Origin of the sequence: Streptomyces sp. cg35 (assembly GCF_050410835.1) — a bacterium.
GTDB lineage: Bacteria > Actinomycetota > Actinomycetes > Streptomycetales > Streptomycetaceae > Streptomyces.
This window is the reverse complement of the sequence record NZ_CP191268.1, coordinates 5,705,426-5,732,218: the sequence shown is the minus strand read 5'-3', so window position 1 is coordinate 5,732,218 and position 26,793 is coordinate 5,705,426. Positions and strand designations below refer to the sequence as shown.

Sequence of the window (26,793 nt, the reverse complement as noted above, 5' to 3'; positions counted from 1 at the left end):
TGGGCAACTCCTGTTACGTCTGCGGTGCATCTCAGAGGTGGCGGCGTCGGGTGGTGACGTGCCGGTCGTACTCCTCGCGGGCCGTGCGGGCCGACGGTCGGTCGGCCGTCTCGGCCACGGGCACATCCCACCACGCCTGCGCCGGGGGCGGGCCCGACACTGTGTCTGCCGTTTCTGTCTCCACATAGACACATGTGGGGCGGGTCGCGGCGCGCGCCACGGCGAGCGCCTCGCGCAGTTCCCTGACCGTCTTCGCGCGGTGCACGTCCATCCCGAGGCTCGCCGCGTTCGCCGCGAGGTCGACGGGGAGCGGGGCCCCTGTGTAGCCGGCGTCCTCGTCCGGGAAGCGGTACGCCGTCGCGAAGCCCTCGGCGCCCACGGACGCGGAGAGACCGCCGATGGACGCGTAGCCGTGGTTCTGCAGGATGACCACCTTGACCGGGATGTTCTCCTGCACGGCCGTCACCAGCTCCGTCGGCATCATCAGATACGTCCCGTCGCCGACCAGCGCCCACACGGGCCGGCCGGGCGCCGCGAGCGCGACGCCGAGCGACGCCGGGATCTCGTAGCCCATGCAGGAGTAGCCGTACTCGACGTGGTACTGGTCGCGCGAGCGGGTCCGCCACAGCTTGTGCAGGTCGCCGGGGAGCGAGCCCGCCGCGTTGATGAGGATGTCCTCGTCCGTCACCAGGTCGTCCAGCGCGCCGAGGACCTGCGTCTGGGTCGGCCGGACCAGGTCGTCGTCGGCCGCGGCGTAGCAGGCGTCGACGCGGTGCTCCCAGCGCTCCTTGTCGTCCGTGTACGCGGTGACGTGGGCAGGCTCGGCGCGGAAGGCGCCGACCGCCTGGCGCAGTGCGGTCAGGCCCTCGCGGGCGTCCGCCACCAGGGGCAGCGCGGCCAGCTTGGCCGCGTCGAACGAGGCGATGTTGAGGTTCACGAAGCGGACGCCGGGGTGTGTGAAGAGGGTGCCGGAGGCGGTCGTGAAGTCCGTGTAGCGGGTGCCGACGCCGATCACCAGGTCCGCGGTGCGGGCCAGTTCGTTCGCGGTGGCGGTGCCGGTGTGGCCGATCCCGCCGACGTCGGCGGGGTGGTCGTGCCGCAGGGAACCCTTGCCCGCCTGCGTGGACGCGACGGGGATGCGGGTCGCGTCCGCGAAGGACTTCAGGGCCTCTTCCGCGCCGCTGTGGTGGACGCCGCCGCCCGCGACGATCAGGGGGCGCCGGGACTCCCTCAACGCCTTTGCCGCGACGGCCAGTTCGGCGGCGTCGGGGGCCGGGCGGCGGATCGTCCAGGTGCGCTCGGCGAAGAAGTCGTCCGGCCAGTCGTACGCCTCCGCCTGGACGTCCTGCGGCAGCGCGAGCGTGACCGCGCCCGTGTCCACCGGGTCGGTGAGCACGCGCATCGCCTGCAGCGCGGCGGGGATCAGCTGCTCGGGGCGGGTGACCCGGTCGAAGTACCGCGACACCGGCCGCAGGCAGTCGTTGACCGACACGTCGCCCGCGTACGGGACCTCCAGTTGCTGGAGCACGGGGTCGGCGGGGCGGGCCGCGAACACGTCGCCGGGGAGCAGCAGGACGGGCAGGTGGTTGATGGTGGCCAGGGCCGCGCCCGTGACGAGGTTGGTCGCGCCCGGGCCGATGGAGGTGGTGACGGCGTGGGCGGACAGACGGTCGCTCTGCCGGGCGTAGCCGACCGCCGCGTGCACCATCGCCTGCTCGTTGCGGCCCTGGTGGAACGGCATCTCGTCGCCGTACTGGACGAGGGCCTGCCCGAGCCCCGCCACATTGCCGTGACCGAAGATGCCCCAGGTCGCACCGATCAGCCGCCGGCGGACGCCGTCGCGCTCCGTGTACTGACGCGCCAGGAAACGCACGAGGGCTTGCGCGGTGGTCAGCCGGCGAGTGCCCCCGGCCGCGCCGGACGTGCTGGACGTGCCTGACGTGCCGGTTGCGCCTGAGGTGCCGGTTGCGCCCGTCCTCCCGGACGTGCCCGTCGCGCCGGTCGTGCCCTTCGTCCCGGTCGTGCCGGACGTGCCCGTCGTCTCCTTCGTCACCGGTATCCCTCCGTCACGTGGTCGGGGTGGAAACAGATCTTCCACTCCCGCTCCTGTCCCGGCCCCGCCATGACATTCAGGTAGTACATCGCGTGCCCCGGCTGGGCGATCGACGGGCCGTGCCAGCCGTCCGGGACGAGGACCGCGTCGCCGGTGCGGACCTCGGCGAGCAGGTCGGTGCCGCCGGGGCGGGACGGGGAGACCCGCTGGTACCCGTAGCCGTCCGTGCCCGTGCCGGGGTCCGCCTCGATCTCGAAGTAGTAGATCTCGTCGAGCCGGGACTCGATGCCCGGGCGGTCCTCGTCGTGCTTGTGCGGCGGGTACGACGACCAGTTGCCGCCCGGCGTGATCACCTCGACCGCGATGAGCTGATCGCAGTCGAAGGTGTCGGCGGCGGCGAAGTTGCGGACCCGGCGGGCGCTGGTGCCGCTGCCGCGGGCCTCGACGGGTACCTCCGGCGCGGGGCCGTAGCGGACGGGGAGTCGTCGCCCGCACTTCGCTCCTGCCAGGGCGAAGCGGCCTCCCGCACCGGAGGCGATCTCTGCGCGGGTGTCGCGCGGGATGTACGCGAAGTCGCTCGCGCCGCTGAACACGCTGTCCCTGCCCAGCAGTTCGATGATCCGCCCGGACACGTCGAGGGAGCAACCGCCCGTCAGAGGGAGCACGATCCATTCACACTCACCGGTGTCGAACGCGTGCCGCTGTCCGGGCGCCAGTTCGAGGATGCGCAGCGCCGCGCGGGACCAGCCGGGCAGCCCCGTCTTGTCCGGGTCGACGAGCAGGCCGTACGGGCCGTCCGCCGCGGTGCCGTTGGGGAGGTACGTCATCCCTGTACTTTCCTCCTCCTGCTGGGTACTGGTGGGCTTACAGCAGACCGACGGCCGTGTCGACCGCCCGCGCGACGTCCCCGTCCGCCGGGTACAGCAGCGACCGGCCGACCACCAGGCCCTGCACGGTGGGCAGTTGGAGCGCACTGCGCCATTTCTCGTACGCGGCGTCCTGGTCGCCGTCCTTGACGTCGCCGCCGAGCAGGACGGCGGGCAGCGTGGACGTCTCCATGACGCGGGCCATGGCGTCGGGGTCGTCGGTGACGGGGAGTTTCAGCCAGGTGTAGGCGGAGGTGCCGCCGAGCCCGGAGGCCACGGCGATGGACCGGACGACGGCCTCGGGGCTGAGGTCGTTGCGGAGCAGGCCGGTTCCGGGGTCGCGGCGGGACAGGAACGGTTCGACGAAGACGGGCAGGCGGTGTGCCGCCATGGCGTCCACCGCGCGGGCGGCGGCGGCCATGGTGCGTACGGAGCCCTCGCCCGGGTCGTCGTAGTCGATCCGCAGCAGCAGCTTGCCGGCGTCGAAGCCGCGGCGGTGCAGGTCCGCCGGGGCGTACCCGGTGAAACGGTCGTCGAGCTCGAAGGCGGCGCCCGCGAGGCCGCCGCGGTTCATGGAGCCGATGACGATCTTGTCGTCGAGGGCGCCGAGGAGGAGCAGGTCGTCGAGTACGTCGGCGGAGGCGAGGACGCCGTCGACGCCGGGCCGGGACAGCGCGAGACAGAGCCGGCCCAGCAGGTCGGCCCGGTCGGCCATGGCGAACGGCCGCTCCCCGGCGCCGAGCGCGCCGCGGGCCGGGTGATCGGCGGCGACGATCATCAGCCGGGCCTCGGGGGTGGGAAGCATCGCCCTGCGAACGCGGCGGGCCGCGGCCTCCGCGATCGCCTCGGGCCGCTCGGCCCGGAGACGGGCGAGGGTGCGGAGGTCGGGGGGCGGTGTTGGTGCGGTGTGGCGGGTGTCGTGCGCCGTCGGACGGTGCGTGGGGGCGGGGCCGTGTCGGGGTGCCTCGTCGGCCGGATGGGTCTCGTCGCCTCCGTACGCCGTAGGCGCGCTTGCGGCCTCGCGTGCGTCCATCGTCCCGTCAGGCGGCGACGCCGTCGGCCCCGGCTCCGCCTTGGGCAATCTGCCGCCTGGGGCGGCAGGGTGGGCAAGGCGGCACCCCGGCGCCGGACCACCGTCCTGGTCGGCGAGGCCCTCGGCACCGCCGGAGACAGACCCCGAGCCACCGTCCCGGCCGGGGAAGAGCTCGGCGTGGACCCGGCCGGAGGCCAGCGCCGCCTCGACCTCCTCCCGCACCGGCATCGCCGAAGAGCACTCGAGCCGCGACGCCACGATCGCCCCGGCCGCGTTGGCGAACCGCATGACCCGGCTCAACTCCCAGCGGGCCAGCAGCCCATGACACAGCGCCCCGCCGAACGCGTCCCCCGCGCCCAGCCCGTTCAGGACGTCCACGGGAAGCGGCGGCACCTCGGCCGTCTCCCCCTCGGCCGTCATCGCCAGCACCCCCTCGGGCCCCCGCTTGACGACAGCCAGCCGCAGCCCGAAGGAGAGCAGCGCCCGCGCCGCGGCGACCGGTTCGCGCTCCCCCGTCGCGATCTCGACCTCGTCGACGTTGCCGACGGCGACCGTGGCGTGCCGCAGCGCCTCGACGTAGGAGGGCCGCGCCGCCTCGGGGTTCTCCCAGAACATGGGCCGCCAGTCGAGATCGAAGACGGTGTCGCCGGATGCCCCCGCCCGGTGTGCGAGCGCGGCCAGCGTCGCCGCCCGGCTGGGCTCGGCGCTCAGCCCCGTCCCGGTCATCCAGAAGATGCGGGCGGCGCGGATCGCGTCGAGGTCGAGCTCACCGGGGGCGATCTCCAGGTCGGGTGCCTTGGGCTGCCGGTAGAAGTACAGCGGGAAGTCGTCGGGCGGGAAGATCTCGCAGAAGGTGACCGGGGTGGGGAGTCCGTCGACCGCGCTCACCCAGCGGGCGTCGACACCGAACTCCGCCAGCTGGGACCGGAGATAGTCCCCGAAGGGATCCCGCCCGGTGCGACTGATCGTGGCCGTGCGCAGGCCGAGCCGGGCCGCCGCGACGGCGACGTTCGTCGAGGAGCCGCCGAGGAACTTGCCGAAAGCGGACACGTCCGCGAGCTTCCTGCCCGCCTGCAGCGGATACAGGTCCACCCCGATCCGGCCCATCGTGATCAGGTCGAGCTCGCTGCGGGCCATCCGGGGTTCCCTTCGACGACGCTGTTCGGCGGGACTGCTGCCAGATCTAGCCCCGTTCCCACCCCCCTGTCAACATTTTGTCCTGACATTCGGACCATGCCTTGACACTCTTCTCCGGGGCCCTCAAGGCTGGTCCCATGACGACCCGGACATCACGGTCAGCACGCATCCGCATCGGCTCGGCACCCGACTCCTGGGGCGTCTGGTTCCCCGACGACCCGAAGCAGGTTCCCTGGCAGCGCTTCCTCGACGAGGTGACCGAGGCCGGCTACGAGTGGATCGAGCTGGGCCCGTACGGCTACCTGCCGACCGATCCGCGGGTGCTGGGCGAGGAGACCGGCCGGCGCGGGCTGAAGGTGTCGGCGGGCACCGTGTTCACCGGCCTGCACCACGGGCCGGCCGTCTGGGAGCGCACCTGGGACCACGTCGCGTCGATCGCCGCCCTGACCCGGGACATGGGCGCCCGCCACCTGGTGGTCATCCCTTCCTTCTGGCGCGACGACAAGACGGGCGAGGTGATCGAGGACTCCTCGCTCACCGCCGAGCAGTGGGGACATCTGGCCGCGGGAACCGAGCGGCTCGCGCGCGAGGTGGGCGAGCGGTACGGGCTGCGGGTCGTCGTCCACCCGCACGCCGACACCCATATCGACACCGAGGAGAACGTCGCCCGCTTCCTCGACGCCACCGACCCGGACCTCGTGTCGCTGTGTCTGGACACCGGGCACTACGCGTACTGCGGCGGCGACAGCGTCAAGCTCATCGAGACGTACGGGGAGCGCATCGGCTATCTGCACCTGAAGCAGGTGGATCCGGCGGTGCTGGCCGGGGTGCGCGAGCGGGGCACCCCCTTCGGGCCGGCCGTGGCTCAGGGCGTGATGTGCGAACCCCCGCTCGGTGTGCCGGAGTTGGAGCCGGTGCTGGCCGCCGCCGAGCGGCTCGACGTGGATCTCTTCGCGATCGTCGAGCAGGACATGTACCCGTGCGAACCGGAACGGCCGCTGCCGATCGCCCGTCGCACCCGGGGCTACCTCAGGTCGTGCGGCGTGTAGCAGTATCGACGGATGAGTTCTCGCGTCACGAGTTCCTCACGGCCCGCCATCCGCCCCGCCCGCTGCCCGAGCGGCACCTGGGAGACGGCCGCCGCGCGCCCGCACCCCCGGCTGCACCCGGGCGTCATCGGCTACCGCGGCTACCGCCTCGCCTTCCCCGGACCGCGCGCCCGCCTGGAGGCGCCGATCGGCGCGGTGACGCTGATGCTCGGTTTCCGGGGGACGGTCCGCGTCACGGAGGCGACGGGCGGCTGGGTGGGGGTGGGCCGGGACGGCGGCGTCCGTCCCGCGGGGCTGCGCACGACCGAGCTGTCCTCCGTGCTGTCGGGTCTGACGACCACGCCGGTCCTCGGCGAGCACGACGGCCGGCTCAGCGGCGTGGAGGTGCTGCTGACGCCGTGGGCCGCCTTCACGATCTTCCGTACGCCGCTGCACGAGCTGACCGGCTGGCGGGTGCACCCGGACGAGCTGGGCGCGCTCCCCGCCGAGGAGGTCGCGGAACTGTCGTATTCCTTGGGCGAGTTGACGAGCTGGCGGGCCAGGTTCCGGCTGCTCGACGAGACGCTGGGCCGCTGGCTGGAGTCGGGGCCGCGGTGCGCGAGCGGCACCGTGCGGGCCTGGTACGCGCTCACCCACAGCGGCGGCTCCGTGCCCGTCGGCCGCCTCGCGGACCACGTCGGCTGGAGCGTACGGCACTTGGAGAACCGCTTCCGGGAGCAGATCGGGCTGAGCCCGAAGGCCGCCTCACGGGTGCTGCGCCTGCAGCGGGCCCGCCGGCTGCTGTGCGCGGGCAGTACGCAGGCCGAGACGGCCGCGGCCTGCGGATACTACGACCAGGCGCATCTGAGCGGTGAGTTCAAGGCGCTGACCGGCTGCACTCCCCGCGAGTTCGCCCTCGCGCGCGGCATCCGCGTCGACCCGGACGGACCGCCGGCCGCGGACCGCCTCGCCGGGGAGGCGACGAGCCTGATCCTGCGGCGTGAGGGCCGCTCGGACAGTGCGCATTTCTCCAAGACCGGCGGTCCGCCCTGACGGCACCCTTGTCCCTTCGAACCACGTGACCGGGGGGATGCGGGGAGCGGTGGGCCGGACCTGGCGCAGCGGGTCCGGCCCACCGTGCTGTGCGGGTCCGGTCCGGCGGGCCGCACGGGTCCGCTCCCGTCCCGTTCTCTCCCTCCGTGCGCCGGTGCATGCGCCCGCAACGCGCCCTCTTTACCTCATTCACGTCACAAACGCCCCCTTCCTGTCACAGATGTCAGACCTACGCGGGTTCTACGTCACAGGGGCCCCACAGGCCCTCCCTTCACCTCGGTGCACATCGTTCTCCGGGCACAGGGTGAGTGATCGCAGGCGGCCACCCCCGAGCCGCCGTCGCGACACCCGCCAGGGAGGAGCCACTGATGACCGACCACCGGCTCTGGTCGTACAAGGACATCGCCGCGCACATCCGGGTCCAGCCCGACACCGTCCGCTCGTACCGCAAACACGGTCTGCTGCCGCCCCCGGACCACGTGGAGGGCGGCAAGCCCTACTGGTACGCCGACACGGTCCGCGCCTGGGTCGCCTCCCGCCCCGGCAACAGAGGCCGCAGGAATGACTGAGCGACGAGGCGCCCCGCCCGCGTTGACACCGCTCGTGATCAATACGCCTGGGGTCTGCCCGGAGGGGCTTGATGCGGCTCGACGACCGTCACTCCGGCCCCGGCGGCCGACCCCATCGAGGCCAGCGCCCGGGGCGCGTCCCCCAGCGCAATCACCGACGTCACCAACAGCTCGGGCCGCACCAGACCGCCCCGCACCATCTCCAGCATCCGCGGATACGCGTGCGCGGCCATCCCGTGACTGCCGATCAGCTCCAGCTCCCACGCCAGGGCCCGCCCCATCGGCACCACCGGATCCTCGGGCAGCAGCCCCACCTGCACGTGGCGGCCCCGGCGCCGCAGCCCGCGCACCGATGCCGCACAGGTCGCCGCCGACCCCAGCGCGTCCAGCGACAGATGCGCTCCGCCGCCCGTCACCTCCCGTACGGTGTCGGCCACATCGTCCACCGCGGTCGCGTCGACGCACTCGACGGCCCCGAACTCCCTGGCCAGTCGCAGCGCGCCGGGCGTCACGTCCACGGCCACCACGCGCGCCCCGGCCGCCGCCGCGATCATCACGGCGGACAGGCCCACCCCGCCGCAGCCGTGCACCGCGACCCACTCGCCGGCCGCGGCCCGGCCCTGCTGCACCACGGCCCGGAACGCGGTCGCGAACCGGCAGCCGAGACCGGCGGCGGCCCCGAAGGCCATCCCGTCCGGCACCGCCACCAGGTTCACGTCGGCATGGTCCAGGGCGACGTACTCGGCGAAGGAACCCCAGTGCGTGAACCCGGGCTGCGTCTGCCGCTCGCACACCTGCTGGTCCCCGGCCGCGCAGGCCGGGCAGTTGCCGCACGCGCACACGAACGGCACCGTCACCCGGTCCCCGGCCCGCCATCCGCGTACGTCGGCGCCCACCGCCTCGACGACCCCGGCCAGTTCGTGCCCGGGCACGTGCGGCAGCACGATGTCCGGGTCGTGGCCCATCCACCCGTGCCAGTCGCTGCGGCACAGCCCGGTGGCCTCGACGCGCACGACGACCCCGTGCGGCGCGGCCACCGGGTCCGGCACCTCACGCACCTCGGCCGGCTCGCCGAACCGCTCGAACACGACGGCACGCATGCGGCCACCCCCTTTCCGTAGACGATCAACAGCCTCACGGTAACGGCGGTGTCACCAGGACTCGGCGCCCTGCCGGGGGCCCTGCGGCAGCGCGGGTTCGCCCTTGGCGGCGCGCAGTTTCAGGCCCACGAGCGGGAACACCAGCACGGACAGCATCGCGGCGCCGACCAGCGCCGCCGCCTCGTCGGTGCGCAGCACCCCGGCGTCGACGCCGATCGTGGTGATGGCGACGACGAGCGGCAGCGCGGTCGACGCGAAGAGGGTGAGCGCGCGCCGGTCCCGGGCGGCCAGGTCCCGCGGCGCGAGCACGTACACCGGCAGTCCGCGCACCACCAGGAACAGCACCAGGAAGACGGGCAGCAGCAACAGCGCCCGTCCGCCCTCCAGCAGCGCCTTCAGGTCGAACTCGATGCCGGTGACGACGAAGAAGATCGGCACCAGGAACCCGAACCCCATCGCCTCCACCTTCCCCACGACCTCGTGCGCGCTGTCGGGGGCCGCGCCGTGCAGGACGAGGCGGACGACCATGCCGGCGGCGAAGGCGCCGAGCAGCACGTCCACGCCGAGGGCCTGCGACGCGCCCAGCATCAGCGCGAGCAGCAGCACCACGAGCCGCACCGCGAACTGGCCGCTGCTGTGCAGGGTCTTCGCGATGACCTGGGCGAACCACGGCGGCCGCGGCCGCATCGCCCAGAGCACGGCGCCCGCCGTGATCGCCGCGAAGGCCGCGAGCAGCACCGCGGACTCGGCGGGCGAGCGCCCGCTGAGCAGCAGCGCCATCGCGATGATCGGCCCGAACTCGCCCACCGCGCCGATCGCCAGCATCACGGACCCGAACCGGGAGTGCAGGTCGCCCGAGTCCCGCAGCACCGGCAGGATCGTGCCGAGGGCGGTGCTGGTGAGGGCCGTCCCGAGGTAGACGCCCTTCGCGTACGACCAGCCGCTCAGCGCGCAGGCGAGCACGAGGCCGGCGGCGAGCGAGATCAGCCAGGCCCAGGCGGACCGTTTGAGGGTGTCGCCGCGGATCTTGTCGAACTCGATCTCGTACCCGGCGAGAAAGATCAGCATCGAGAGCCCGAGCTGCGAGAGGGCGTCGACGACCTCGCCCTGCCCCGCCCAGCCCAGTACGTCGGGCCCGACGACGATGCCCAGCAGGATCTCGAAGATCACGAGCGGGACCGGCAGCCAGCGCCCCGCGCCATAGGCCAGCAGGGGTGCCAGGACCGCGATGACCATGATCAGGATGAGCGTTCCAGACTGCGACATACCGGGTGCTTATCATAAACTTCCGGCAAATCCCCCACATCTGCCGCCAGTTCGAGGGAAGTCAGAGGGAACCGCCGTGACGCACCCCCAGCCCCCCGGAGCCCCCCGGGCCCGCATCCCCCAGCAGCCCCCGCCGCCCGGACCGCAGATCCGCCCGGGCCTCTGGAAGCGCTGCCTGTGGGGCGGTCTGACCCTGTGGGTCCTGACGGCGATCGTCACGTACGCCACGAAGAACACCACCCTGCTCCCCACGCTCATCCTGCTGGGCAGCTTCCTGGTGCCCGCGGTCTTCGTGCTCTGGGCGTACGAGCGGCACGGCCGCGACCTGGGCGTGAGCCTGATCCTGGGCTGCTTCCTGGTCGGCGGCGTGCTCGGCGTGCTGGGCGCCTCGGTGATGGAGTACTACCTCCTGCACCCCTCGGTGTGGATCTTCGTCGGCGTCGGGCTGATCGAGGAGGCGGTGAAGCTCCTCGCCCTCATGTACGTACTGCACCGCCATCCGCGCATCCACGGGCTGCGTGCCGGGCTCGTCCTGGGCGCCACGGTCGGCTTCGGCTTCGCGGCGTTCGAGAGCGCGGGCTACGCCTTCAACGCGGCGGTCACCATGAAGGGCATCGACCTGCGCTCCCTGCTGGAGACGGAGGTGCTGCGCGGTCTGCTCGCGCCGTTCGGCCACGGCCTGTGGACGGCGATCTCCGGCGCCGCGCTCCTCTCCTTCCGCAGGCCGGACGGCCGCTACCGCTTCGCCGCCCCGGTGATCCTCACCTATCTGGGCGTCTCCCTCCTGCACGCCCTGTGGGACTCGATGCACGGCATCGCGATCTGGCTGGTGGCCCGCATCACCGGCGCGGGCCTGGATCCCGCCCTCTTCGCCCAGGGCTACATCCCCGAGCCCACGGACACCCAGGAGCACCTCTTCACGCTCTTCTCGGTCGGCGGGCTCGTCCTGGTCTCGCTCCTCGGCATCGGCTGGGCGCGCTCGCTGGCCCGTCGCGACCCGTCTTGGAAAAATACCCCCTAGGGGTATAGGGTCCCTAGTGTCAGGAGATGCCGGGGGTACCCGGCCCTTCACCCGGCCTTCCAGCAAGGAGAACGACATGAGCGCCCAGACCGAGCTCCACCAGATCGGCGGCGAGTCCGCGGAGACCACCGGTTCCTGCTGTGGCGGCGCCTGTCACACGGACGCCGCGACCCCGGCCGCCGAGGGCTCCGTCACCACGGTCTACCAGGTCAAGGGCATGACCTGCGGCCACTGCGAGGGCGCGGTCACCGCGGAGATCTCCGAGCTCGCCGGCGTCTCCTCCGTCCAGGCGGTCGCCGCCACCGGCCAGGTCACGGTGGTCTCCGCGGCCCCGCTCGACCAGGAGGCCGTCCGCGCCGCCGTCGACGAGGCCGGATACGAGCTGACCGGCCGGGCCTGACCGCGACCCGGGCCGGGCCGCACCGGCCCGGCCCGTCCGCCGTACCCTCGACAGCACCATGACGGACGCACCCTCCACCGAGACCGACCTCGCCATCGGCGGCATGACCTGCGCCTCCTGCTCCGCCCGCATCGAGCGGAAGCTCAACCGCCTCGAAGGCGTGACGGCGACGGTCAACCTGGCCACGGAGAAGGCGAAGGTCTCCTACGCCGCCGACATCGGCCTGGACACCCTGATCCAGACGATCACCAAGTTGGGCTACACGGCGGAACCGATCATCAAGGCCCGGCCCGAGCCCGAGGTCGAGACGAGCCCCGTCAGGGACGCGGGGAACGGCGCGACCGGACACGACGCACCGGCAGACGCCAACACCGCAGAAGCCCCGGCGGCGAGCGGCGCAGCGACCCCGATCGGCCGGCGCCTCAGGATCTCCGCGGTCCTCACGGCCCCGGTGATTCTCCTCGCCATGATCCCCGCGCTGCAGTTCGACAACTGGCAATGGCTGTCGCTGACCCTGGCCGCCCCGGTCGTGGTCTGGGGCGGCCTGCCCTTCCACCGCGCCGCGTGGACCAACGCCCGCCACGGCGCGGCCACCATGGACACCCTCGTCTCCCTGGGCACGCTGGCCGCCTTCGGCTGGTCCCTGTGGGCCCTGCTCCTCGGCGACGCCGGGATGCCGGGAATGCGGCACGGGTTCACGTTCGTCACGGAGGGGGCCGACGCCTCCTCCACGATCTACCTCGAAGTCGCCTCGGGCGTCGTCACGTTCATCCTCGTCGGCCGCTACCTGGAGGCCCGTGCCAAGCGCAGCGCGGGCGCCGCGCTGCGGGCGCTGCTCGAACTCGGCGCGAAGGACGTCGCCCTGCTGACCCCGGAGGGCACCGAAGTACGCGTCCCGGCCGGACGGCTGGCACCCGGTGACCGCTTCGTCGTCCGGCCCGGGGAGAAGATCGCCACCGACGGCACGGTCGTCGAGGGCGCCGGCGCCGTCGACGCCTCCGTCCTCACCGGCGAATCGGTCCCCATGGACGTGACCGTCGGGGACAGCGTCACCGGAGCGACCGTCAACGCCGGCGGGCGGCTCGTCGTGGAGGCCACCCGGGTCGGCGCCGACACCCAGCTCGCCCGGATGGCGAAGCTCGTCGAGGACGCGCAGACCGGCAAGGCACGGGTGCAGCGCCTGGCCGACCGGGTCTCGGCCGTCTTCGTCCCTGCGGTCGTCGCCCTCGCGCTCGGCACTCTGCTCGTACGCCTTCTCGCCGGCGGTGACACCACCACCGCGTTCGGCTCGGCGGTCGCCGTGCTGATCATCGCCTGCCCGTGCGCGCTCGGCCTGGCCACCCCGACCGCGCTCATGGCCGGCACCGGCCGCGGCGCCCAGCTCGGCATCCTCATCAAGGGCCCCGAGGCCCTGGAGAACACCCGCGCGGTCGACACGATCGTCCTCGACAAGACCGGCACCGTGACCACAGGGCGGATGACGCTCCTCGCCACGCACCCGGCCGACGGCGTCGACGAGAAGGACCTGCTGCGCCTGGCCGGTGCCGTGGAGCACGCCTCCGAGCACCCGGTGGCCCGCGCCGTCGCCGCGGGCGCCGCCGACCGTGCGGGCGAGCTGCCCCCGGTCGAGGACTTCGCCGCCGTCCCCGGGCTCGGCGTGCGCGGCACGGTGGAGGGCCGCACCGTCCTCGTGGGACGCGAGCGGCTGTTCGTCGACGCCGGGATCGAGCTGCCGCCGGCGCTCGCGACGGCCAGGCGGGCCGCCGAGGCGGAGGGCGGCACGGCGGTCACCGTCGCCTGGGACGGCGTGGCACGCGGTGTCCTGACCGTCACCGACGCCGTCAAGGACACGAGCGCCCGGGCCGTCACCGAGCTGCGCGCGCTGGGCCTCACCCCGATCCTGCTGACCGGCGACAACCGGGCCGCGGCCGCGGCCGTCGCGCAGGCGGTGGGCATCGACCCCGGCCAGGTGATCGCCGAGGTCCTGCCGCAGGACAAGGTCGACGTGATCCGGCAGCTGCAGGCCGAGGGGCGGGGCGTGGCGATGGCCGGTGACGGGGTCAACGACGCCGCCGCGCTGGCCGCCGCCGACCTGGGCCTGGCGATGGGGACCGGGACGGACGCGGCGATCGAGGCGGGGGATCTGACGCTGGTCCGCGGGGACCTGCGGGTCGCGGCGGACGCGATCCGGCTCTCCCGCCGCACCCTGGCCACGATCAAGGGCAACCTCTGCTGGGCCTTCGGCTACAACGTCGCCGCGCTGCCGCTGGCCGCCGCCGGCCTGCTGAATCCGATGATCGCGGGGGCCGCGATGGCCTTCTCCTCGGTGTTCGTGGTCACAAACAGCCTGCGACTTCGCAGATTCATCTAGCCAGATCTGGACCTCCACACAATCCACACGGCACAATTGCAGCACTCTCACGCTAGAGGTCCACATCTACAAATGTGGCCTCTTGCGTACACACGGGACATATGCGGGAGACGCAGATCACACTGATGGGAACGTAACCCTTTATCGGTCTCGTGAGTCTAAGGAGGCGATGCAGAAACGTCTTGGGGGGCGAATCTGCATTGAGCGGGGCCGTCTTGGGGGACGGACCCGACTGCGTTGGCCGGGGCACGTGCACCGGGGAGCTTGAGCGGCCCACCCGTACGTACGTGTTCCGGCGGCCGACGCGGACACCAAAGACGCCCGGCCGGATCCCGTGGGGGGAATCCGCACCGGGAAAAAGGAAAGCGCCCCGACTGTCAGCCCGTGGGGGGACTGGCAGGGGGGCGCTTTCCGCTGCTTACGGCCAGAAGCCGGAGCGGTGGAGGCTCAGCGCTCCTCGACGGGCACGAAGTCCCGCTCGACGACACCCGTGTAGATCTGGCGCGGGCGGCCGATGCGCGAACCCGGCTCCTTGATCATCTCGTGCCACTGGGCGATCCAGCCCGGGAGGCGGCCCAGCGCGAAGAGCACCGTGAACATCTCGGTCGGGAAGCCCATGGCCCGGTAGATCAGGCCGGTGTAGAAGTCGACGTTCGGGTAGAGCTTGCGCTCGACGAAGTAGTCGTCGGCCAGCGCGTGCTCTTCCAGCTTCAGCGCGATGTCGAGCAGCTCGTCGCTCTTGCCGAGCGCCGAGAGGACGTCGTGCGCCGCCGCCTTGATGATCTTCGCCCGCGGGTCGAAGTTCTTGTAGACGCGGTGCCCGAAGCCCATGAGCTTCACGCCGTCTTCCTTGTTCTTCACCTTGCGGATGAAGGTGTCGACGTCGCCGCCGGAGGCCTGGATGCCCTCGAGCATCTCCAGCACCGACTGGTTGGCGCCGCCGTGCAGCGGGCCCCACAGTGCGGAGATGCCGGCGGAGATCGAGGCGAACATGTTCGCCTGCGAGGAGCCGACCAGACGCACGGTGGACGTCGAACAGTTCTGCTCGTGGTCCGCGTGCAGGATCAGCAGCTTGTCCAGCGCGGAGACGACCGTCGGGTCCAGCTCGTACTCGGCGGCCGGCACGGAGAACGTCATGCGCAGGAAGTTCTCGACGTAGCCGAGGTCGTTGCGCGGGTAGACCACCGGGTGGCCGACCGACTTCTTGTACGCGTACGCCGCGATCGTCGGAAGCTTGGCGAGCAGGCGGATCGTCGAGAGGTGCCGCTGCTTCTCGTCGAAGGGGTTGTGGCTGTCCTGGTAGAAGGTGGACAGCGCCGAGACCACGGACGAGAGCATGGCCATCGGGTGGGCGTCGCGCGGGAACCCGTCGTAGAACCGCTTGACGTCCTCGTGCAGCAGGGTGTGCTGCGTGATCTCGTTCTTGAAAGTGGAGAGCTCGTCGACGGTGGGGAGCTCACCGTTGATCAGCAGGTACGCCACCTCGGTGAAGGTGGAACGCTCGGCCAGCTGCTCGATCGGGTAACCGCGGTAGCGCAGGATGCCCTGCTCGCCGTCCAGGTAGGTGATCGCGGATTTATAGGCGGCGGTGTTGCCGTATCCGCTGTCGAGGGTCACCAGTCCTGTCTGGGCCCGGAGCTTCCCGATGTCGAAGCCCTTGTCGCCGACGGTGCTGTCGATCACCGGGTAGGTGTACTCGCCATCGCCGTACCGCAGTACTACAGAGTTGTCGCTCACGTCATCCCTCACCGACGTAGTGCCTCTTCTTCGAGGTGCCCTGACTGTCTCTACCATCCCCCACTTGGCCCAGCAGAGTGCACTCGGGGTCGACCATTGGGCCTATTGGCGGCACTGAGTGCCGCTAACCTGCTCATCCTGCCCCCTTCGCCCTGGTTCCGGAAGAGCTGTGTGACGTTTGCGACTCGTTTGATCGATCAAACCTGGTCGGAGGCGTCACCGGGCCCCGCCGGACAGCCGGAAATCGAGCGCGGTGCACCGTCTGCCCGCCGAAACGGTCCGCACGGCCTGCCCCAGAGCCTTCCGTGAACCGACCAGGACCACCAGCCTCTTCGCACGGGTGACTGCCGTGTAGAGGAGATTCCGCTGGAGCATCATCCAGGCTCCGGTGGTGACCGGGATCACCACGCACGGGTACTCGCTGCCCTGCGAGCGGTGGATGGTGACCGCGTAGGCGTGCGCCAGCTCGTCCAGTTCGTCGAAGTCGTACGGGACTTCCTCGTCCTCGTCCGTCCGTACGGTCAGCTTCTGCTCGTCCGCGTCGAGGGAGGTGACGACGCCGACCGTGCCGTTGAAGACGCCGTTCTCCCCCTTCTCGTAGTTGTTCCTGATCTGGGTGACCTTGTCGCCGACGCGGAAGACACGGCCGCCGAACCGCTTCTCGGGCAGCTCCGGGCGGCCCGGCGTGATGGCCTGCTGGAGCAGTCCGTTGAGCGTGCCCGCGCCGGCCGGGCCGCGGTGCATCGGGGCGAGGACCTGGACGTCGCGCCGCGGGTCGAGCCCGAACTTCGCGGGGATGCGCCGCGCCGCCACGTCGACCGTGAGCCGCCCCGCCTCCTCCGTGTCCTCCTCGACGAACAGGAAGAAGTCCTTGAGGCCCTGGGTGACGGGCGGCGTACCGGAGTTGATCCGGTGCGCGTTCGTGACGACGCCGGACTGCTGGGCCTGCCGGAAGATGCGCGTCAGGCGCACGGCGGGGACCGGGCTGCCCTCGGCCAGCATGTCGCGCAGCACCTCGCCCGCGCCGACGCTCGGCAACTGGTCCACGTCCCCGACGAACAGCAGATGCGCGCCGGGCGGGACGGCCTTCACCAGCTTGTTGGCCAGGAGCAGGTCGAGCATGGACGCCTCGTCGACCACCACGAGGTCCGCGTCGAGCGGCCGGTCCTTGTCGTACGCGGCGTCGCCCCCGGGCCTCAGCTCCAGCAGCCGGTGGACGGTGGACGCCTGTGCTCCGGTCAGCTCGGCGAGGCGCTTGGCGGCGCGGCCGGTCGGCGCGGCGAGCACCACCTTCGCCTTCTTCGCGCGGGCCAGCTCCACGATCGAGCGCACGGTGAACGACTTGCCGCAGCCGGGGCCGCCGGTGAGCACCGCGACCTTCTGCGTCAGCGCGAGCCGGACGGCCTCCTCCTGCTCGGGCGCGAGCTCCGCGCCCGTCCGGCCCGAGAGCCAGGCCAGGGCCTTGTCCCAGGCCACGTCCCGGAAGGCGGGCATCCGGTCCTGGTCCGTGCGCAGCAGCCGCGTCAGCTGGGCGGAGAGCGACAGTTCGGCCCGGTGGAAGGGGACGAGATAGATGGCGGTGACCGGCTCGCCGTGCTCGCCGGGCACCTGCTCCCGTACGACACCGGGCTCGCCGGAGTCCTCGTCGGGCAGGGCCAGTTCGGCCAGGCACTCGATGACCAGGCCGGTGTCGACCTGGAGCAGCTTGACCGCGTCGGCGATCAGCCGCTCCTCGGGCAGGAAGCAGTGTCCCTGGTCGGTGGACTGCGAAAGGGCGTACTGGAGACCGGCCTTGACGCGCTCGGGGCTGTCGTGCGGGATGCCGACGGACTGCGCGATGCGGTCGGCGGTGAGGAAGCCGATGCCCCAGACGTCGGAGGCGAGCCGGTACGGCTGGTTCTTCACGACGGAGATGGAGGCGTCCCCGTACTTCTTGTAGATGCGCACGGCGATGGACGTCGACACGTCGACGGACTGCAGGAAGACCATCACCTCCTTGATGGCCTTCTGCTCCTCCCACGCGTCGGCGATCTTCTTGGTGCGCTTGGGGCCGAGGCCCGGCACCTCGATCAGCCGCTTCGGCTCCTGCTCGATGATGTCGAGGGTGTCCAGTCCGAAGTGCTGGGTGATGCGGTCGGCGAAGATCGGCCCGATGCCCTTGACCAGGCCGGATCCGAGGTAGCGGCGGATGCCCTGGATCGTGGCGGGCAGCACCGTCGTGTAGTTCTCGACGGTGAACTGCTTGCCGTACTGGGGGTGCGAGCCCCAGCGGCCCTGCATCCGCAGCGACTCCCCCACCTGCGCGCCGAGCAGCGAGCCGACGACGGTCAGCAGGTCACCGCCGCCTCTGCCGGTGTCCACCCGCGCGACCGTGTACCCCGACTCCTCGTCGGCGTACGTGATCCGCTCGAGGACCCCCTCCAGCACCGCCATCGGCCGTACGGCCGTCGCCTGCTCCTTCGCCATGATCCGACGGTAGCGGTGGGGTCCGACAACGGAACAGGGGCCCGGAAGAACCTGCCCCGTGAAGCTGTTCTGCGGCCGTTCAGGCGACTTACCGAGGCATTGCAGGTCCGAATGAACGATCCTGCGTGACTTAATTCCATTCGGCGCGGTTCCAGCAGATCGACAGTCACGAAAAAAGTTACTGTCACCTCCCCCACCTAGAACTGGAGCAGAAATGATCCGCAAGGTTCTGGCCGGTGCCGCACTGGCGACCGCCGCAGCCGCAGCGACCGTCGGCAGCACGGGCGTGGCCTCGGCCACCACCGGCGGCCCGGAGGCCGAGAACATGCAGACCAGCGCGCACGACATGAACCAGGCCGCGCGCGTCGCCTACGGCGACACGACCAGCGGGACCGGCTCCTCGGAGTTCGCCACCCGCAACGGTGACGTCGCCATCGCCGGTGACCCGGGCGGCATCCTGAACAGCTACGGCGCCCCGTTCGTCGACGTCGACCTGCGCTGCGCCGTCCCCGCGGCCCAGGGTGTGGGCGGCAACGTCCTCGGCGGCCCGGTCACCACGTGCAACAACGCGCCGGTCGACCAGTTCGACGCCCCCGAGCGCATCATCTGAGAACCGCTCCGGCATTTCCCTTCCTTCAGAGCGGGTTGCGGTAAAGCCCCCTTTCGGCCGCGTTCCCTCCTTGCGCGGCCGAGGGGGGCTTTCCGTTGTCCTTTTCCGTTTCCCGTTTCCAATTGCCCGCATTTCGTTTTCCGGTTTCCGTTTCCTGCCGGTGCCGTGAGCCCGGGGCGGGCCGCCGTCCTCTTCCGCCCGCCGTCTAGGGTTCCGGCATGGACGGGACGAACGGAGCGGCCGTGCCGCCGGTGAGCGTGCGACGGCTGCTGCCCGATCTGCTGACGGCCGTCGCGCCCGTGGTGGGCGAGCGGCTGGCGGGGATCTGGCTGTACGGGTCGGCGGTCACGGGGTCCTTCGAGCGGGGCGTCAGCGACGTGGACGTGCTGATCGGCGTGAGCGGTGAACTCGATCTGGATCCGGCCGGGTTGGAGACCGCCCTGGCGCACGTCCTGCGGGCCCGTCCGGGCTTCCGTGACCGGCTCGACCTGACGTTCGCCCCTGCCGCCGCGCTCGCCGGAGGTCTGCTGGAGCCGCTGCTGGTGATCTCCCCCGGCGAACCGCTGCACAGCACGCGCGTGGCGCCCCGCTGGGCGTTGACGCGGGCGCTCGTACGGGAGACCGGTCTGACCCTGGCGGGCCGGCCGGCGCGGGAGGCGCTGGCCGCGGCCGGTGCCGAGGAGCTGCGGACGGCGCTCATCGACTCCGTCGCGGAACTGCGGAGCGCGGCCTCTCAGGTACGTCATCGGGGCGGCCAGGCGTATGTCGTGCTGACCGCGTGCCGCGCCCTGCGCGCCCTGACCACCGGGGAGTTGACCGACAAGGGCGCGGCGGCGGCCTGGACCGCCGAGCGGTGGCCGCGGCTGCGGCCGCTGCTGGAGGCGGCGCTGGCGTGGCGGCGGACGCAGGCGGTGCGGGACGAGACGCCGCTGCCTTCGGAACTGGCCCCGCTCCTGGACGAGTTGCTCGGTCTGGCGGCGGCGTCGGCGGTCACCGGGAGGACCTGACGGCGCGGCCCCGGGATCCTCCGGCCGCCCGTCGCCGATGATTTTCCGGCGCGGCCACGGTCCTACAGGCGACACACACCGACCGCACCGGAGGACAGGGACACCATGACGACCACCAAGGGCCCCGCCAGCTACTTCCCGTCGATCGAGAAGAAGTACGGGCAGCCGGTCTCGCACTGGCAGGAGCTCATCCGGTCCTCGCCGCTCACCAGGCACATGGAGCTGGTCGCCTGGCTGAAGTCCGAGCACGGGCTCGGCCACGGGCACGCCAACGCGCTCGTCGCGCACACCCTCGCCGAGTCGAAGAAGTGAACCGGTCCCCGCGCGGGAAGTGAGCCGGGGCGGGCTCAGATCCCGCCCATCGGCTCCACGTCGACCTTCACCGGCGTCCCCCACACCCGCACGACCTCGTAGTCCGTGAACTCGTGCACCAGCCGGTACGCCATCGCCGCGTCCGGACGGCGGCGCTGCGCGGCCAGATAGAGGTCCGCCTCGCGCCGGTCGTGGCGGGGGGTGCCGCACAGCTGCCACACCTGCCCGGTCCACATCTCCGGGATCCAGCGCTGCTGGGGCTGCGGGCGGTCCTCGCGCGTGCCGTAGCGCGACAGCACCGGCTGCTGCTCGGCGCGCGGGCGGGCGGGACCGCCCCCGTACTCGGAGCGGCGGGCCTGGCGGCGGCGCGTCTCGCACAGCAGGCACAGGTCGGGCGCCGACTCGTCGACCGCGCCCTGGGGGTGCTCGCGGCAGCGGGTCGTGGGCGCGGCGCCGCTGACCGTCTCGTCGAGCAGCTCCAGGGCGCGCTTCACATCGCCCCGCACCTCATGGAGCTTGGCGTCCGTCGCGTCGCCGGTGAGACCTTCGCCGTGCTCGCCGAGCAGGCGCAGGGCGCGGCCGAGTGCGGTGAGCTGCGCGTGGTTCACGGTCGTGTGCTCCGTCTCCGTCTTCCGTAGGCCATGGCGTGCTCCATGACCCATGGGTTCGTGCGTTCTCCACCATCGCACGCGGCGCCGACAACACCCCGCTCCCATCACGATCCGGTCACGACAACCGGAGCCCCTCTTGTCACAGCCTCGTGTAATCGATTCCAATCCTCCGTGTAATCGATTCCACGCACATGTGCACCGCCCGCTCCACACACGAGCACCCCGCGCATGCGCCCCCGCAGCCACAAGGAGGTGGTCTGTGATGTCGTCGAGCGCGAGCATCAAGGACGTCGCGGCCGCGGCCGGGGTCTCCGTCGCCACGGTCTCCCGCGTCCTCAACAGCCATCCGTCCGTCAGTCCGGACGCCCGGGCCCGGGTGCTGGCCGCCGTGGAGTCGCTCGGCTACCGGCCCAACGCCGTCGCCCGCTCCCTGCGCACCGACCAGACCCGCACGCTCGGCCTGGTCATCAGCGACGTGCTGAACCCGTACTTCACCGAGCTGGCCCGCTCCGTCGAGGAGGAGGCCCGCGCCCTCGGCTACAGCGTGATCATCGGCAACGCCGACGAGCAGCCCGGACTCCAGGACCACCACGTCCGCACCCTGCTGGACCGGCGCATCGACGGGCTGCTCGTCTCCCCCACCGACGGCGGCTCCCCGCTGATGCTGGACGCGGCCCGGGCCGGCACCCCCATGGTCTTCGTCGACCGGTGGATCCCGGGGGTCGACGTGCCGGTCGTACGCTCCGACGGGCGGGCCGCCATCCGCGACCTCGTCGCCCATCTGCACCGGCTCGGGCACCGCAGGCTCGCCATCATCGCGGGCCCGGCCGCCACCACGACCGGCAGCGAGCGCGTCGCCGCCTTCCGCGAGGCGCTCGCCTCGTACGCGATCGAGCTGCCGGACGCCTACATCGGGCAGGGCGACTTCCAGGCGGGCAGCGGGCGCCGTGTGACGGACACGTTCCTGGACCTGCCCGAGCCGCCCGAGGTCGTGTTCGCGGCCGACAACCTCATGGCGCTCGGCGCGCTGGACGCGATCCGCGCGCGCGGGCTGCGCGTCCCGGACGACATCGCGCTCGCCGCGTTCGACGACATCCCCTGGTTCGTGCACACCGACCCGCCGGTCACGGCGATCGCCCAGCCGACGAAGGAGCTGGGACGGGCCGCCGTGCGCGCCCTGGTGGACCGCATCGAGGGCCGCCCGCCCGCGTCGGTCACCCTCCCCGCGCACCTCGTCGTACGGCACTCGTGCGGCGAACCGCGCAACCCAGAACCGCGTACCTCGACAGAACCGCGTACCTCGACGGAGAGGAGCAACCGGTGAGCAACCCGGACGAGTTGCTGCGTATCGAAGGGATACGGAAGACCTTCCCCGGCGTGGTCGCGCTCGACAGCGTCGACTTCGACCTGCGCCGCGGCGAGGTGCACGTCCTGCTCGGCGAGAACGGGGCCGGCAAGAGCACGCTGATCAAGATGCTCTCCGGTGCCTACACGCCCGACGAGGGCCGCATCACCGTCGGCGGCGAGCAGGTCCGTATCCATGGCGCGCAGGACGCCGAACGGCTCGGGATCGCCACGATCTATCAGGAGTTCAATCTCGTTCCTGATCTGACCGTGGCCGAGAACATCTTCCTGGGGCGCCAGCCGCGCCGCTTCGGTCTCATCGACCGCAAGAAGATGGACGCCGACGCCGAAGCGCTCCTCGCGCGCGTGGGCGTGAACGTGTCGCCACGCGCGCGTGTCCGTGAACTGGGCATCGCCCGGCTCCAGATGGTCGAGATCGCGAAGGCGCTCAGCCTGGACGCCCGTGTGCTGATCATGGACGAGCCGACCGCCGTGCTCACCTCCGAGGAGGTGGAGAAGCTCTTCGCGATCGTGCGGGCGCTGCGCGCGGACGGTGTCGGCGTCGTCTTCATCACGCACCACCTGGAGGAGATCGCCGCTCTCGGCGACCGGGTCACCGTGATCCGGGACGGCCGCAGCGTCGGGCAGGTCCCGGCGTCGACGCCCGAGGACGAGCTGGTCCGGCTCATGGTGGGCCGGTCGATCGAGCAGCAGTACCCGCGGGAGCGGCCCGACACCGGCGCCGCGCTGCTGAAGGTCGAGGGGCTGAGCCGCGACGGCGTCTTCCACGACGTGAGCTTCGAGGTGCGGGCCGGCGAGGTCGTCGGTATCGCGGGGCTGGTGGGCGCCGGGCGCACCGAGGTCGTCCGCGCGGTCTTCGGGGCCGATCCGTACGACGCGGGCCGGGTCGAGGTCGGCGGGGTCCGGCTCCCCCGCCACGACGTGAACGCCGCCATGGCCGCCGGGATCGGGCTCGTGCCCGAGGACCGCAAGGGCCAGGGCCTCGTCCTCGACCAGTCGGTGGCGGAGAACCTGGGCCTCGTGACCCTGCGGACGGCGACCCGGGCCGGGTTCGTCGACCTCAAGGGACAGCACGCGGCGGCCGAGCGGATCGCCGGCCAACTGGGCGTGCGGATGGCCGGGTTGGGCCAGCACGTGCGCACCCTGTCCGGCGGCAACCAGCAGAAGGTCGTCATCGGCAAGTGGCTGCTCGCCGACATCAAGGTGCTGATCCTCGACGAGCCGACGCGCGGCATCGACGTCGGCGCGAAGGTCGAGATCTACCAGCTGATCAACGAACTGACCGCGGCCGGCCACGCCGTGCTCATGATCTCCAGCGATCTGCCCGAGGTCCTCGGCATGAGCGACCGCGTCCTGGTCATGGCACAGGGCCGCGTCGCCGGTGAACTCGCCGCCGGCGAAGCCACCCAGGACTCCGTGATGGCACTCGCCGTCAGCACCACCAGCACCCTTGAGGAGGAGGGCTCCCGTGACCTCGACAAGCACTGACGCGCACAAGAACGGCACGAGCACGACCAAGGCGGGCGGGGGCCTGCTGCGGCTGCTCCTCGACAACGGCGCGCTGACCGCGCTCGTCGTCCTCGTCATCGCCATGTCGCTGCTGTCCGGCGACTTCCTGACCACCACGAACCTGCTGAACGTCGGCGTGCAGGCGGCCGTGACCGCGATCCTCGCGTTCGGTGTCACCTTCGTCATCGTCTCGGCGGGCATCGACCTGTCGGTCGGCTCGGTGGCGGCCCTGTCCGCGACCGTCCTCGCCTGGGCGGCCACGAGCGAGGGCGTGCCGGTCGTGATAGCCGTACTGCTCGCCGTCGTCACGGGTGTGGCGTGCGGATTCGTCAACGGCGCCCTCATCTCGTACGGCAAGCTCCCGCCGTTCATCGCGACGCTGGCGATGCTGTCGGTCGGGCGCGGGCTCTCGCTCGTCATCTCGCAGGGCAGCCCGATCCCCTTCCCCGACTCGGTGTCCCGGCTCGGTGACACGCTGGGCGGCTGGCTGCCGGTGCCGGTCATCGTGATGGTCGTGATGGGCCTGATCACCGCCGTCGTCCTGGGCCGCACGTTCATCGGGCGTTCCATGTACGCGATCGGCGGCAACGAGGAGGCGGCCCGGCTGTCGGGCCTGCGCGTGAAGCGGCAGAAGCTCGTCATCTACGGCCTGTCCGGGCTGTTCGCGGCCGTCGCGGGCATCGTGCTGGCCTCGCGGCTCGCGTCCGCGCAGCCGCAGGCGGCGCAGGGTTACGAGCTGGACGCGATCGCGGCCGTCGTCATCGGCGGGGCCTCGCTGGCCGGTGGCACGGGCAAGGCGTCGGGCACGTTCATCGGCGCGCTGATCCTGGCGGTGCTGCGCAACGGTCTCAACCTCCTGTCCGTGTCCGCGTTCTGGCAGCAGGTCGTCATCGGTGTCGTCATCGCGCTCGCGGTGCTGCTCGACACGGTGCGCAGGAAGGCCGGGGCCGCTCCGGCGGCCGCGGGGGCGGGCTCCGGGGGGCCGAAGGGCAAGCAGGCGCTGCAGTACGTGATCGCCGCTGTGGTCGCCGCGGCGATCGTCGGCGGGCTCGCGCTGTGGAACAACGGCTCGTCGTCCGGCGGCAAGAAGGACCTGAAGCTGGGCATGGCCGTCTCCACGCTCAACAACCCCTTCTTCACGGAGATGCGGGCCGGGGCGCAGGCCGAGGCCAGGAAGCAGGGCGTGAAGCTGACGGTGACGGACGCCCAGAACGACGCGTCCCAGCAGGCCAACCAGCTGCAGAACTTCACCAGTGAGGGCATGGGCGCCGTCATCGTGAACCCGGTCGACTCCGACGCCGTCGGGCCGTCCGTGCGCGGTGCCAACGACGCCGGCATCCCCGTCGTCGCCGCCGACCGCGGGGTGAACAAGGCGAAGACCGCCACGCTCGTCGCCTCCGACAACGTCGCGGGCGGCAAGCAGGCCGCGAAGACGCTCGCCGACAAGCTCGGCGGCAAGGGCACGATCGTGATCCTGCAGGGCCAGGCCGGTACGTCCGCGAGCCGCGAGCGCGGCGCGGGCTTCGCCGCGGGCATCAAGGAGTTCCCGGGCATCAAGGTCGTCGCCAAGCAGCCCGCGGACTTCGACCGCACCAAGGGCCTGGACGTCATGACGAACCTGCTCCAGTCGCACGCGGACATCGACGGTGTCTTCGCCGAGAACGACGAGATGGCGCTCGGCGCGATCAAGGCGCTGGGTTCCAAGGCCGGCACGTCGGTGCAGGTCGTCGGCTTCGACGGCACGCCCGACGGCTTCAAGGCGGTCGAGGCGGGCACGCTGTACGCGTCCGTCGCCCAGCAGCCGCGCGAGCTCGGGAAGACGGCCGTGCAGAACGCGATCAGGGCGGCGCAGGACACGAAGATCGCCGGCGCGGTGAAGGTGCCGGTCAAGGTCGTGACGTCGAAGAACGTCGCCGACTTCAAGTGACGCTCTCGTAGCCTTTGCAGTGACGTACGAAGAAAGGCACAGCATGAACACGTACGACCTCCTCGTCGTCGGGTCGGCCAACGCCGACCTGGTGGTGGGCGTCGAGCGGCGCCCCGGCGCCGGGGAGACCGTCCTCGGCTCCGACCTGGTCGTCCACCCGGGCGGCAAGGGCGCCAACCAGGCGGTCGCCGCCGCGAAGCTGGGCGCCCGTACGGCGCTGCTGGCGCGGGTCGGCGACGACGGGCACGGGACGCTGCTGCGGGAGTCGATGGAGTCGGCGGGCGTGGACACGTCCGGCGTGCTGGTCGGCGGGGCGCCCACCGGGGTCGCGCTGATCACGGTCGACCCGTCCGGGGACAACAGCATCGTGGTGTCGCCGGGGGCGAACGGGCGGCTGACGCCCGGGGACGTGCGGGCGGCGGGCGAGCTGTTCGCGGGGGCGAAGGTCGTCTCCGTGATGCTGGAGATCCCGCTGGAGACGGTCGCGGAGGTGGCCCGCGGTCTGGCCGAGGGCGCCCGGCTCGTGCTGAACCCGTCGCCGCCCGCGCCGCTGCCGGACGAGGTGCTGGCGGTGTGCGACCCGCTGATCGTGAACGAGCACGAGGCCCGTGTGGTGCTGGGCTCGCAGGCGGACGGGGACCCCGGGGACCGGGAGGACTGGGCGCGGGCGCTGCTCGCGCTCGGCCCGCGCTCGGTCGTCATCACGCTCGGCTCCGAGGGCGCGCTCGTCGCGGACGCGTCGGGCTCGTCCCGGGTGGCGTCCGTGAAGGTGAAGGCCGTGGACACGACGGGCGCCGGTGACGCGTTCACCGCCGCGCTCGCCTGGCGGCTGGGGACCGGCGAGTCCCTCGCCGAGGCCGCGGCGTACGCGGCCCGGGTCGGCGCCGCCGCCGTCACGAAGGAGGGCGCCCAGGCGTCCTACCCGACCGCCGACGAGGTCGCTGCCCTGTGAAGCGGTCCGGCATTCTCAACCGTCATCTGGCGGGCGCCCTGGCCGAGCTGGGGCACGGGGACGGGGTGCTCGTGTGCGACGCGGGGATGCCGGTCCCGGCGGGGCCGCGCCTCGTCGACCTCGCCTTCCGGGCCGGGGTGCCGTCGTTCGCCGAGGTCCTCGACGGGCTCCTCGACGAGCTGGTGGTCGAGGCGGGGACGGCGGCGCGCGAGGTGCGCTCCGCGAATCCGTCGACGGCCGAGCTGCTGCGGGAGCGGGTGCCGTCGCTCGGCTTCGTCACGCACGAGGAGCTGAAGGGGCTGTCGGCGGGCGCGCGCCTGGTCGTACGGACCGGGGAGGCCCGGCCGTTCGCGAACGTGCTGCTGCGCTGCGGAGTGTTCTTCTAGGCAGTCGCGTCATG

At 71.9% G+C, this 26,793-nt stretch carries 22 protein-coding genes and 1 pseudogene; 14 read left to right on the top strand and 9 right to left on the bottom strand.

The genetic code is table 11. The annotated features are described in order from the left end of the window. Positions 1–31: 31 nt before the first annotated feature. The 4 genes and pseudogenes from iolD to iolC form a co-directional block, all read right to left on the bottom strand. On the bottom strand, positions 32–1,894 hold the full coding sequence (iolD, locus tag ACQUQD_RS26220) for a 3D-(3,5/4)-trihydroxycyclohexane-1,2-dione acylhydrolase (decyclizing) (RefSeq protein ID WP_428957664.1): 1,863 nt from the start codon (positions 1,892–1,894) through the stop codon (positions 32–34). 155 nt (positions 1,895–2,049) lie between these two features. Then, positions 2,050–2,880, bottom strand: coding sequence for a 5-deoxy-glucuronate isomerase (iolB, locus tag ACQUQD_RS26215; protein WP_428954577.1), 831 nt, complete (start codon positions 2,878–2,880; stop codon positions 2,050–2,052). A 37-nt stretch (positions 2,881–2,917) separates the two neighbouring features. Further along, positions 2,918–3,697, bottom strand: coding sequence for a Cgl0159 family (beta/alpha)8-fold protein (locus tag ACQUQD_RS26210; protein ID WP_428957663.1), 780 nt, complete (start codon positions 3,695–3,697; stop codon positions 2,918–2,920). A gap of 435 nt (positions 3,698–4,132) precedes the next feature. Beyond that, a pseudogene (gene iolC / locus ACQUQD_RS26205) lies at positions 4,133–5,089 on the bottom strand (5-dehydro-2-deoxygluconokinase); the annotation flags it as partial. Positions 5,090–5,226: 137 nt separating this feature from the next. On the opposite strand from iolC, the gene ACQUQD_RS26200 reads away from it, so the two are divergent. The 3 genes from ACQUQD_RS26200 (at position 5,227) to ACQUQD_RS26190 (ending at position 7,739) form a co-directional block, all read left to right on the top strand. Next, positions 5,227–6,138 carry a sugar phosphate isomerase/epimerase family protein gene (locus ACQUQD_RS26200; protein WP_428954576.1) on the top strand — a complete coding sequence of 304 codons (912 nt, stop codon included), beginning with the start codon at positions 5,227–5,229 and terminating at the stop codon, positions 6,136–6,138. 12 nt (positions 6,139–6,150) lie between these two features. Beyond that, positions 6,151–7,170 carry a helix-turn-helix domain-containing protein gene (locus tag ACQUQD_RS26195; protein ID WP_428954575.1) on the top strand — a complete coding sequence of 340 codons (1,020 nt, stop codon included), beginning with the start codon at positions 6,151–6,153 and terminating at the stop codon, positions 7,168–7,170. Positions 7,171–7,538: 368 nt separating this feature from the next. Next, positions 7,539–7,739, top strand: a complete 201-nt coding sequence (locus ACQUQD_RS26190; RefSeq protein WP_428954574.1) for a helix-turn-helix transcriptional regulator — start codon at positions 7,539–7,541, stop codon at positions 7,737–7,739. Positions 7,740–7,777: 38 nt separating this feature from the next. On the opposite strand, the gene ACQUQD_RS26185 is transcribed toward ACQUQD_RS26190, so the two are convergent. Both ACQUQD_RS26185 and ACQUQD_RS26180 read right to left on the bottom strand, forming a co-directional pair. After that, the gene (locus ACQUQD_RS26185; protein WP_428954573.1) at positions 7,778–8,839 is read right to left on the bottom strand and encodes a zinc-dependent alcohol dehydrogenase family protein; all 1,062 of its coding nucleotides are present in this window, start codon (positions 8,837–8,839) and stop codon (positions 7,778–7,780) included. A 51-nt stretch (positions 8,840–8,890) separates the two neighbouring features. Then, entirely contained in the window at positions 8,891–10,105 is a 1,215-nt protein-coding gene (locus ACQUQD_RS26180) for a cation:proton antiporter (protein WP_428954572.1), read from the bottom strand. A gap of 76 nt (positions 10,106–10,181) precedes the next feature. Here ACQUQD_RS26180 and ACQUQD_RS26175 point away from each other — a divergent pair, with 76 nt between their 5' ends. The 3 genes from ACQUQD_RS26175 to ACQUQD_RS26165 all read left to right on the top strand — a co-directional run bounded on the left by ACQUQD_RS26175 (position 10,182) and on the right by ACQUQD_RS26165 (position 13,897). Then, positions 10,182–11,126: a PrsW family intramembrane metalloprotease gene (locus ACQUQD_RS26175; protein WP_428954571.1), complete on the top strand. Its 945-nt coding sequence runs from the start codon at positions 10,182–10,184 to the stop codon at positions 11,124–11,126. A gap of 76 nt (positions 11,127–11,202) precedes the next feature. After that, the gene (locus ACQUQD_RS26170) at positions 11,203–11,526 is read left to right on the top strand and encodes a heavy-metal-associated domain-containing protein (RefSeq protein ID WP_428954570.1); all 324 of its coding nucleotides are present in this window, start codon (positions 11,203–11,205) and stop codon (positions 11,524–11,526) included. Between the two features lie 58 nt (positions 11,527–11,584). Continuing rightward, the gene (locus tag ACQUQD_RS26165; RefSeq protein WP_428954569.1) at positions 11,585–13,897 is read left to right on the top strand and encodes a heavy metal translocating P-type ATPase; all 2,313 of its coding nucleotides are present in this window, start codon (positions 11,585–11,587) and stop codon (positions 13,895–13,897) included. 447 nt (positions 13,898–14,344) lie between these two features. On the opposite strand, the gene ACQUQD_RS26160 is transcribed toward ACQUQD_RS26165, so the two are convergent. Next, the gene (locus tag ACQUQD_RS26160; protein ID WP_428954568.1) at positions 14,345–15,634 is read right to left on the bottom strand and encodes a citrate synthase; all 1,290 of its coding nucleotides are present in this window, start codon (positions 15,632–15,634) and stop codon (positions 14,345–14,347) included. Positions 15,635–15,850: 216 nt separating this feature from the next. Then, positions 15,851–18,100: an SF1B family DNA helicase RecD2 gene (recD2, locus tag ACQUQD_RS26155; protein ID WP_428954567.1), complete on the bottom strand. Its 2,250-nt coding sequence runs from the start codon at positions 18,098–18,100 to the stop codon at positions 15,851–15,853. A 214-nt stretch (positions 18,101–18,314) separates the two neighbouring features. Here recD2 and ACQUQD_RS26150 point away from each other — a divergent pair, with 214 nt between their 5' ends. From ACQUQD_RS26150 to ACQUQD_RS26140, 3 genes are all read left to right on the top strand, one after another. Further along, positions 18,315–18,710 carry a hypothetical protein gene (locus tag ACQUQD_RS26150; RefSeq protein WP_428954566.1) on the top strand — a complete coding sequence of 132 codons (396 nt, stop codon included), beginning with the start codon at positions 18,315–18,317 and terminating at the stop codon, positions 18,708–18,710. Between the two features lie 218 nt (positions 18,711–18,928). Continuing rightward, positions 18,929–19,717: an aminoglycoside adenylyltransferase domain-containing protein gene (locus ACQUQD_RS26145; protein ID WP_428954565.1), complete on the top strand. Its 789-nt coding sequence runs from the start codon at positions 18,929–18,931 to the stop codon at positions 19,715–19,717. Positions 19,718–19,822: 105 nt separating this feature from the next. Then, complete coding sequence (locus tag ACQUQD_RS26140; protein ID WP_428954564.1) at positions 19,823–20,029, top strand: DUF4287 domain-containing protein; 207 nt, start codon at positions 19,823–19,825, stop codon at positions 20,027–20,029. A 35-nt stretch (positions 20,030–20,064) separates the two neighbouring features. Here ACQUQD_RS26140 and ACQUQD_RS26135 read toward each other — a convergent pair whose 3' ends face one another. Then, positions 20,065–20,637 (bottom strand): hypothetical protein, encoded by a 573-nt coding sequence (locus ACQUQD_RS26135; protein ID WP_428954563.1) that lies wholly within the window; start codon positions 20,635–20,637, stop codon positions 20,065–20,067. Between the two features lie 265 nt (positions 20,638–20,902). Between ACQUQD_RS26135 and ACQUQD_RS26130 the strand changes: the two genes are divergently transcribed. The 5 genes from ACQUQD_RS26130 to rbsD are packed head-to-tail and all read left to right on the top strand — an operon-like array spanning position 20,903 to position 26,779. Beyond that, on the top strand, positions 20,903–21,964 hold the full coding sequence (locus tag ACQUQD_RS26130) for a LacI family DNA-binding transcriptional regulator (protein ID WP_428954562.1): 1,062 nt from the start codon (positions 20,903–20,905) through the stop codon (positions 21,962–21,964). After that, positions 21,961–23,493, top strand: coding sequence for a sugar ABC transporter ATP-binding protein (locus tag ACQUQD_RS26125; protein WP_428954561.1), 1,533 nt, complete (start codon positions 21,961–21,963; stop codon positions 23,491–23,493). The genes ACQUQD_RS26130 and ACQUQD_RS26125 overlap by 4 nt, the downstream gene beginning before the upstream one ends. Then, on the top strand, positions 23,474–25,441 hold the full coding sequence (locus ACQUQD_RS26120; RefSeq protein ID WP_428954560.1) for an ABC transporter permease/substrate-binding protein: 1,968 nt from the start codon (positions 23,474–23,476) through the stop codon (positions 25,439–25,441). The genes ACQUQD_RS26125 and ACQUQD_RS26120 overlap by 20 nt, the downstream gene beginning before the upstream one ends. Before the next feature lie 43 nt (positions 25,442–25,484). Further along, positions 25,485–26,393, top strand: coding sequence for a ribokinase (locus ACQUQD_RS26115; protein ID WP_428954559.1), 909 nt, complete (start codon positions 25,485–25,487; stop codon positions 26,391–26,393). Beyond that, the gene (gene rbsD, locus ACQUQD_RS26110) at positions 26,390–26,779 is read left to right on the top strand and encodes a D-ribose pyranase (RefSeq protein ID WP_428954558.1); all 390 of its coding nucleotides are present in this window, start codon (positions 26,390–26,392) and stop codon (positions 26,777–26,779) included. The genes ACQUQD_RS26115 and rbsD overlap by 4 nt, the downstream gene beginning before the upstream one ends. The last annotated feature ends 14 nt before the right edge of the window (positions 26,780–26,793 follow it).

What these genes read in the sequence shown, in the direction of transcription:
- iolB (WP_428954577.1), bottom strand. Translation starts at nt 2,880, where the DNA reads ATGACGTACCTCCCCAACGGCACCGCGGCGGACGGCCCGTACGGCCTG.
- ACQUQD_RS26210 (WP_428957663.1), bottom strand. Translation starts at nt 3,697, where the DNA reads ATGATCGTCGCCGCCGATCACCCGGCCCGCGGCGCGCTCGGCGCCGGG.
- ACQUQD_RS26200 (WP_428954576.1), top strand. Translation starts at nt 5,227, where the DNA reads ATGACGACCCGGACATCACGGTCAGCACGCATCCGCATCGGCTCGGCA.
- ACQUQD_RS26195 (WP_428954575.1), top strand. Translation starts at nt 6,151, where the DNA reads ATGAGTTCTCGCGTCACGAGTTCCTCACGGCCCGCCATCCGCCCCGCC.
- ACQUQD_RS26190 (WP_428954574.1), top strand. Translation starts at nt 7,539, where the DNA reads ATGACCGACCACCGGCTCTGGTCGTACAAGGACATCGCCGCGCACATC.
- ACQUQD_RS26185 (WP_428954573.1), bottom strand. Translation starts at nt 8,839, where the DNA reads ATGCGTGCCGTCGTGTTCGAGCGGTTCGGCGAGCCGGCCGAGGTGCGT.
- ACQUQD_RS26180 (WP_428954572.1), bottom strand. Translation starts at nt 10,105, where the DNA reads ATGTCGCAGTCTGGAACGCTCATCCTGATCATGGTCATCGCGGTCCTG.
- ACQUQD_RS26170 (WP_428954570.1), top strand. Translation starts at nt 11,203, where the DNA reads ATGAGCGCCCAGACCGAGCTCCACCAGATCGGCGGCGAGTCCGCGGAG.
- ACQUQD_RS26165 (WP_428954569.1), top strand. Translation starts at nt 11,585, where the DNA reads ATGACGGACGCACCCTCCACCGAGACCGACCTCGCCATCGGCGGCATG.
- recD2 (WP_428954567.1), bottom strand. Translation starts at nt 18,100, where the DNA reads ATGGCGAAGGAGCAGGCGACGGCCGTACGGCCGATGGCGGTGCTGGAG.
- ACQUQD_RS26150 (WP_428954566.1), top strand. Translation starts at nt 18,315, where the DNA reads ATGATCCGCAAGGTTCTGGCCGGTGCCGCACTGGCGACCGCCGCAGCC.
- ACQUQD_RS26145 (WP_428954565.1), top strand. Translation starts at nt 18,929, where the DNA reads ATGGACGGGACGAACGGAGCGGCCGTGCCGCCGGTGAGCGTGCGACGG.
- ACQUQD_RS26140 (WP_428954564.1), top strand. Translation starts at nt 19,823, where the DNA reads ATGACGACCACCAAGGGCCCCGCCAGCTACTTCCCGTCGATCGAGAAG.
- ACQUQD_RS26130 (WP_428954562.1), top strand. Translation starts at nt 20,903, where the DNA reads ATGTCGTCGAGCGCGAGCATCAAGGACGTCGCGGCCGCGGCCGGGGTC.
- ACQUQD_RS26115 (WP_428954559.1), top strand. Translation starts at nt 25,485, where the DNA reads ATGAACACGTACGACCTCCTCGTCGTCGGGTCGGCCAACGCCGACCTG.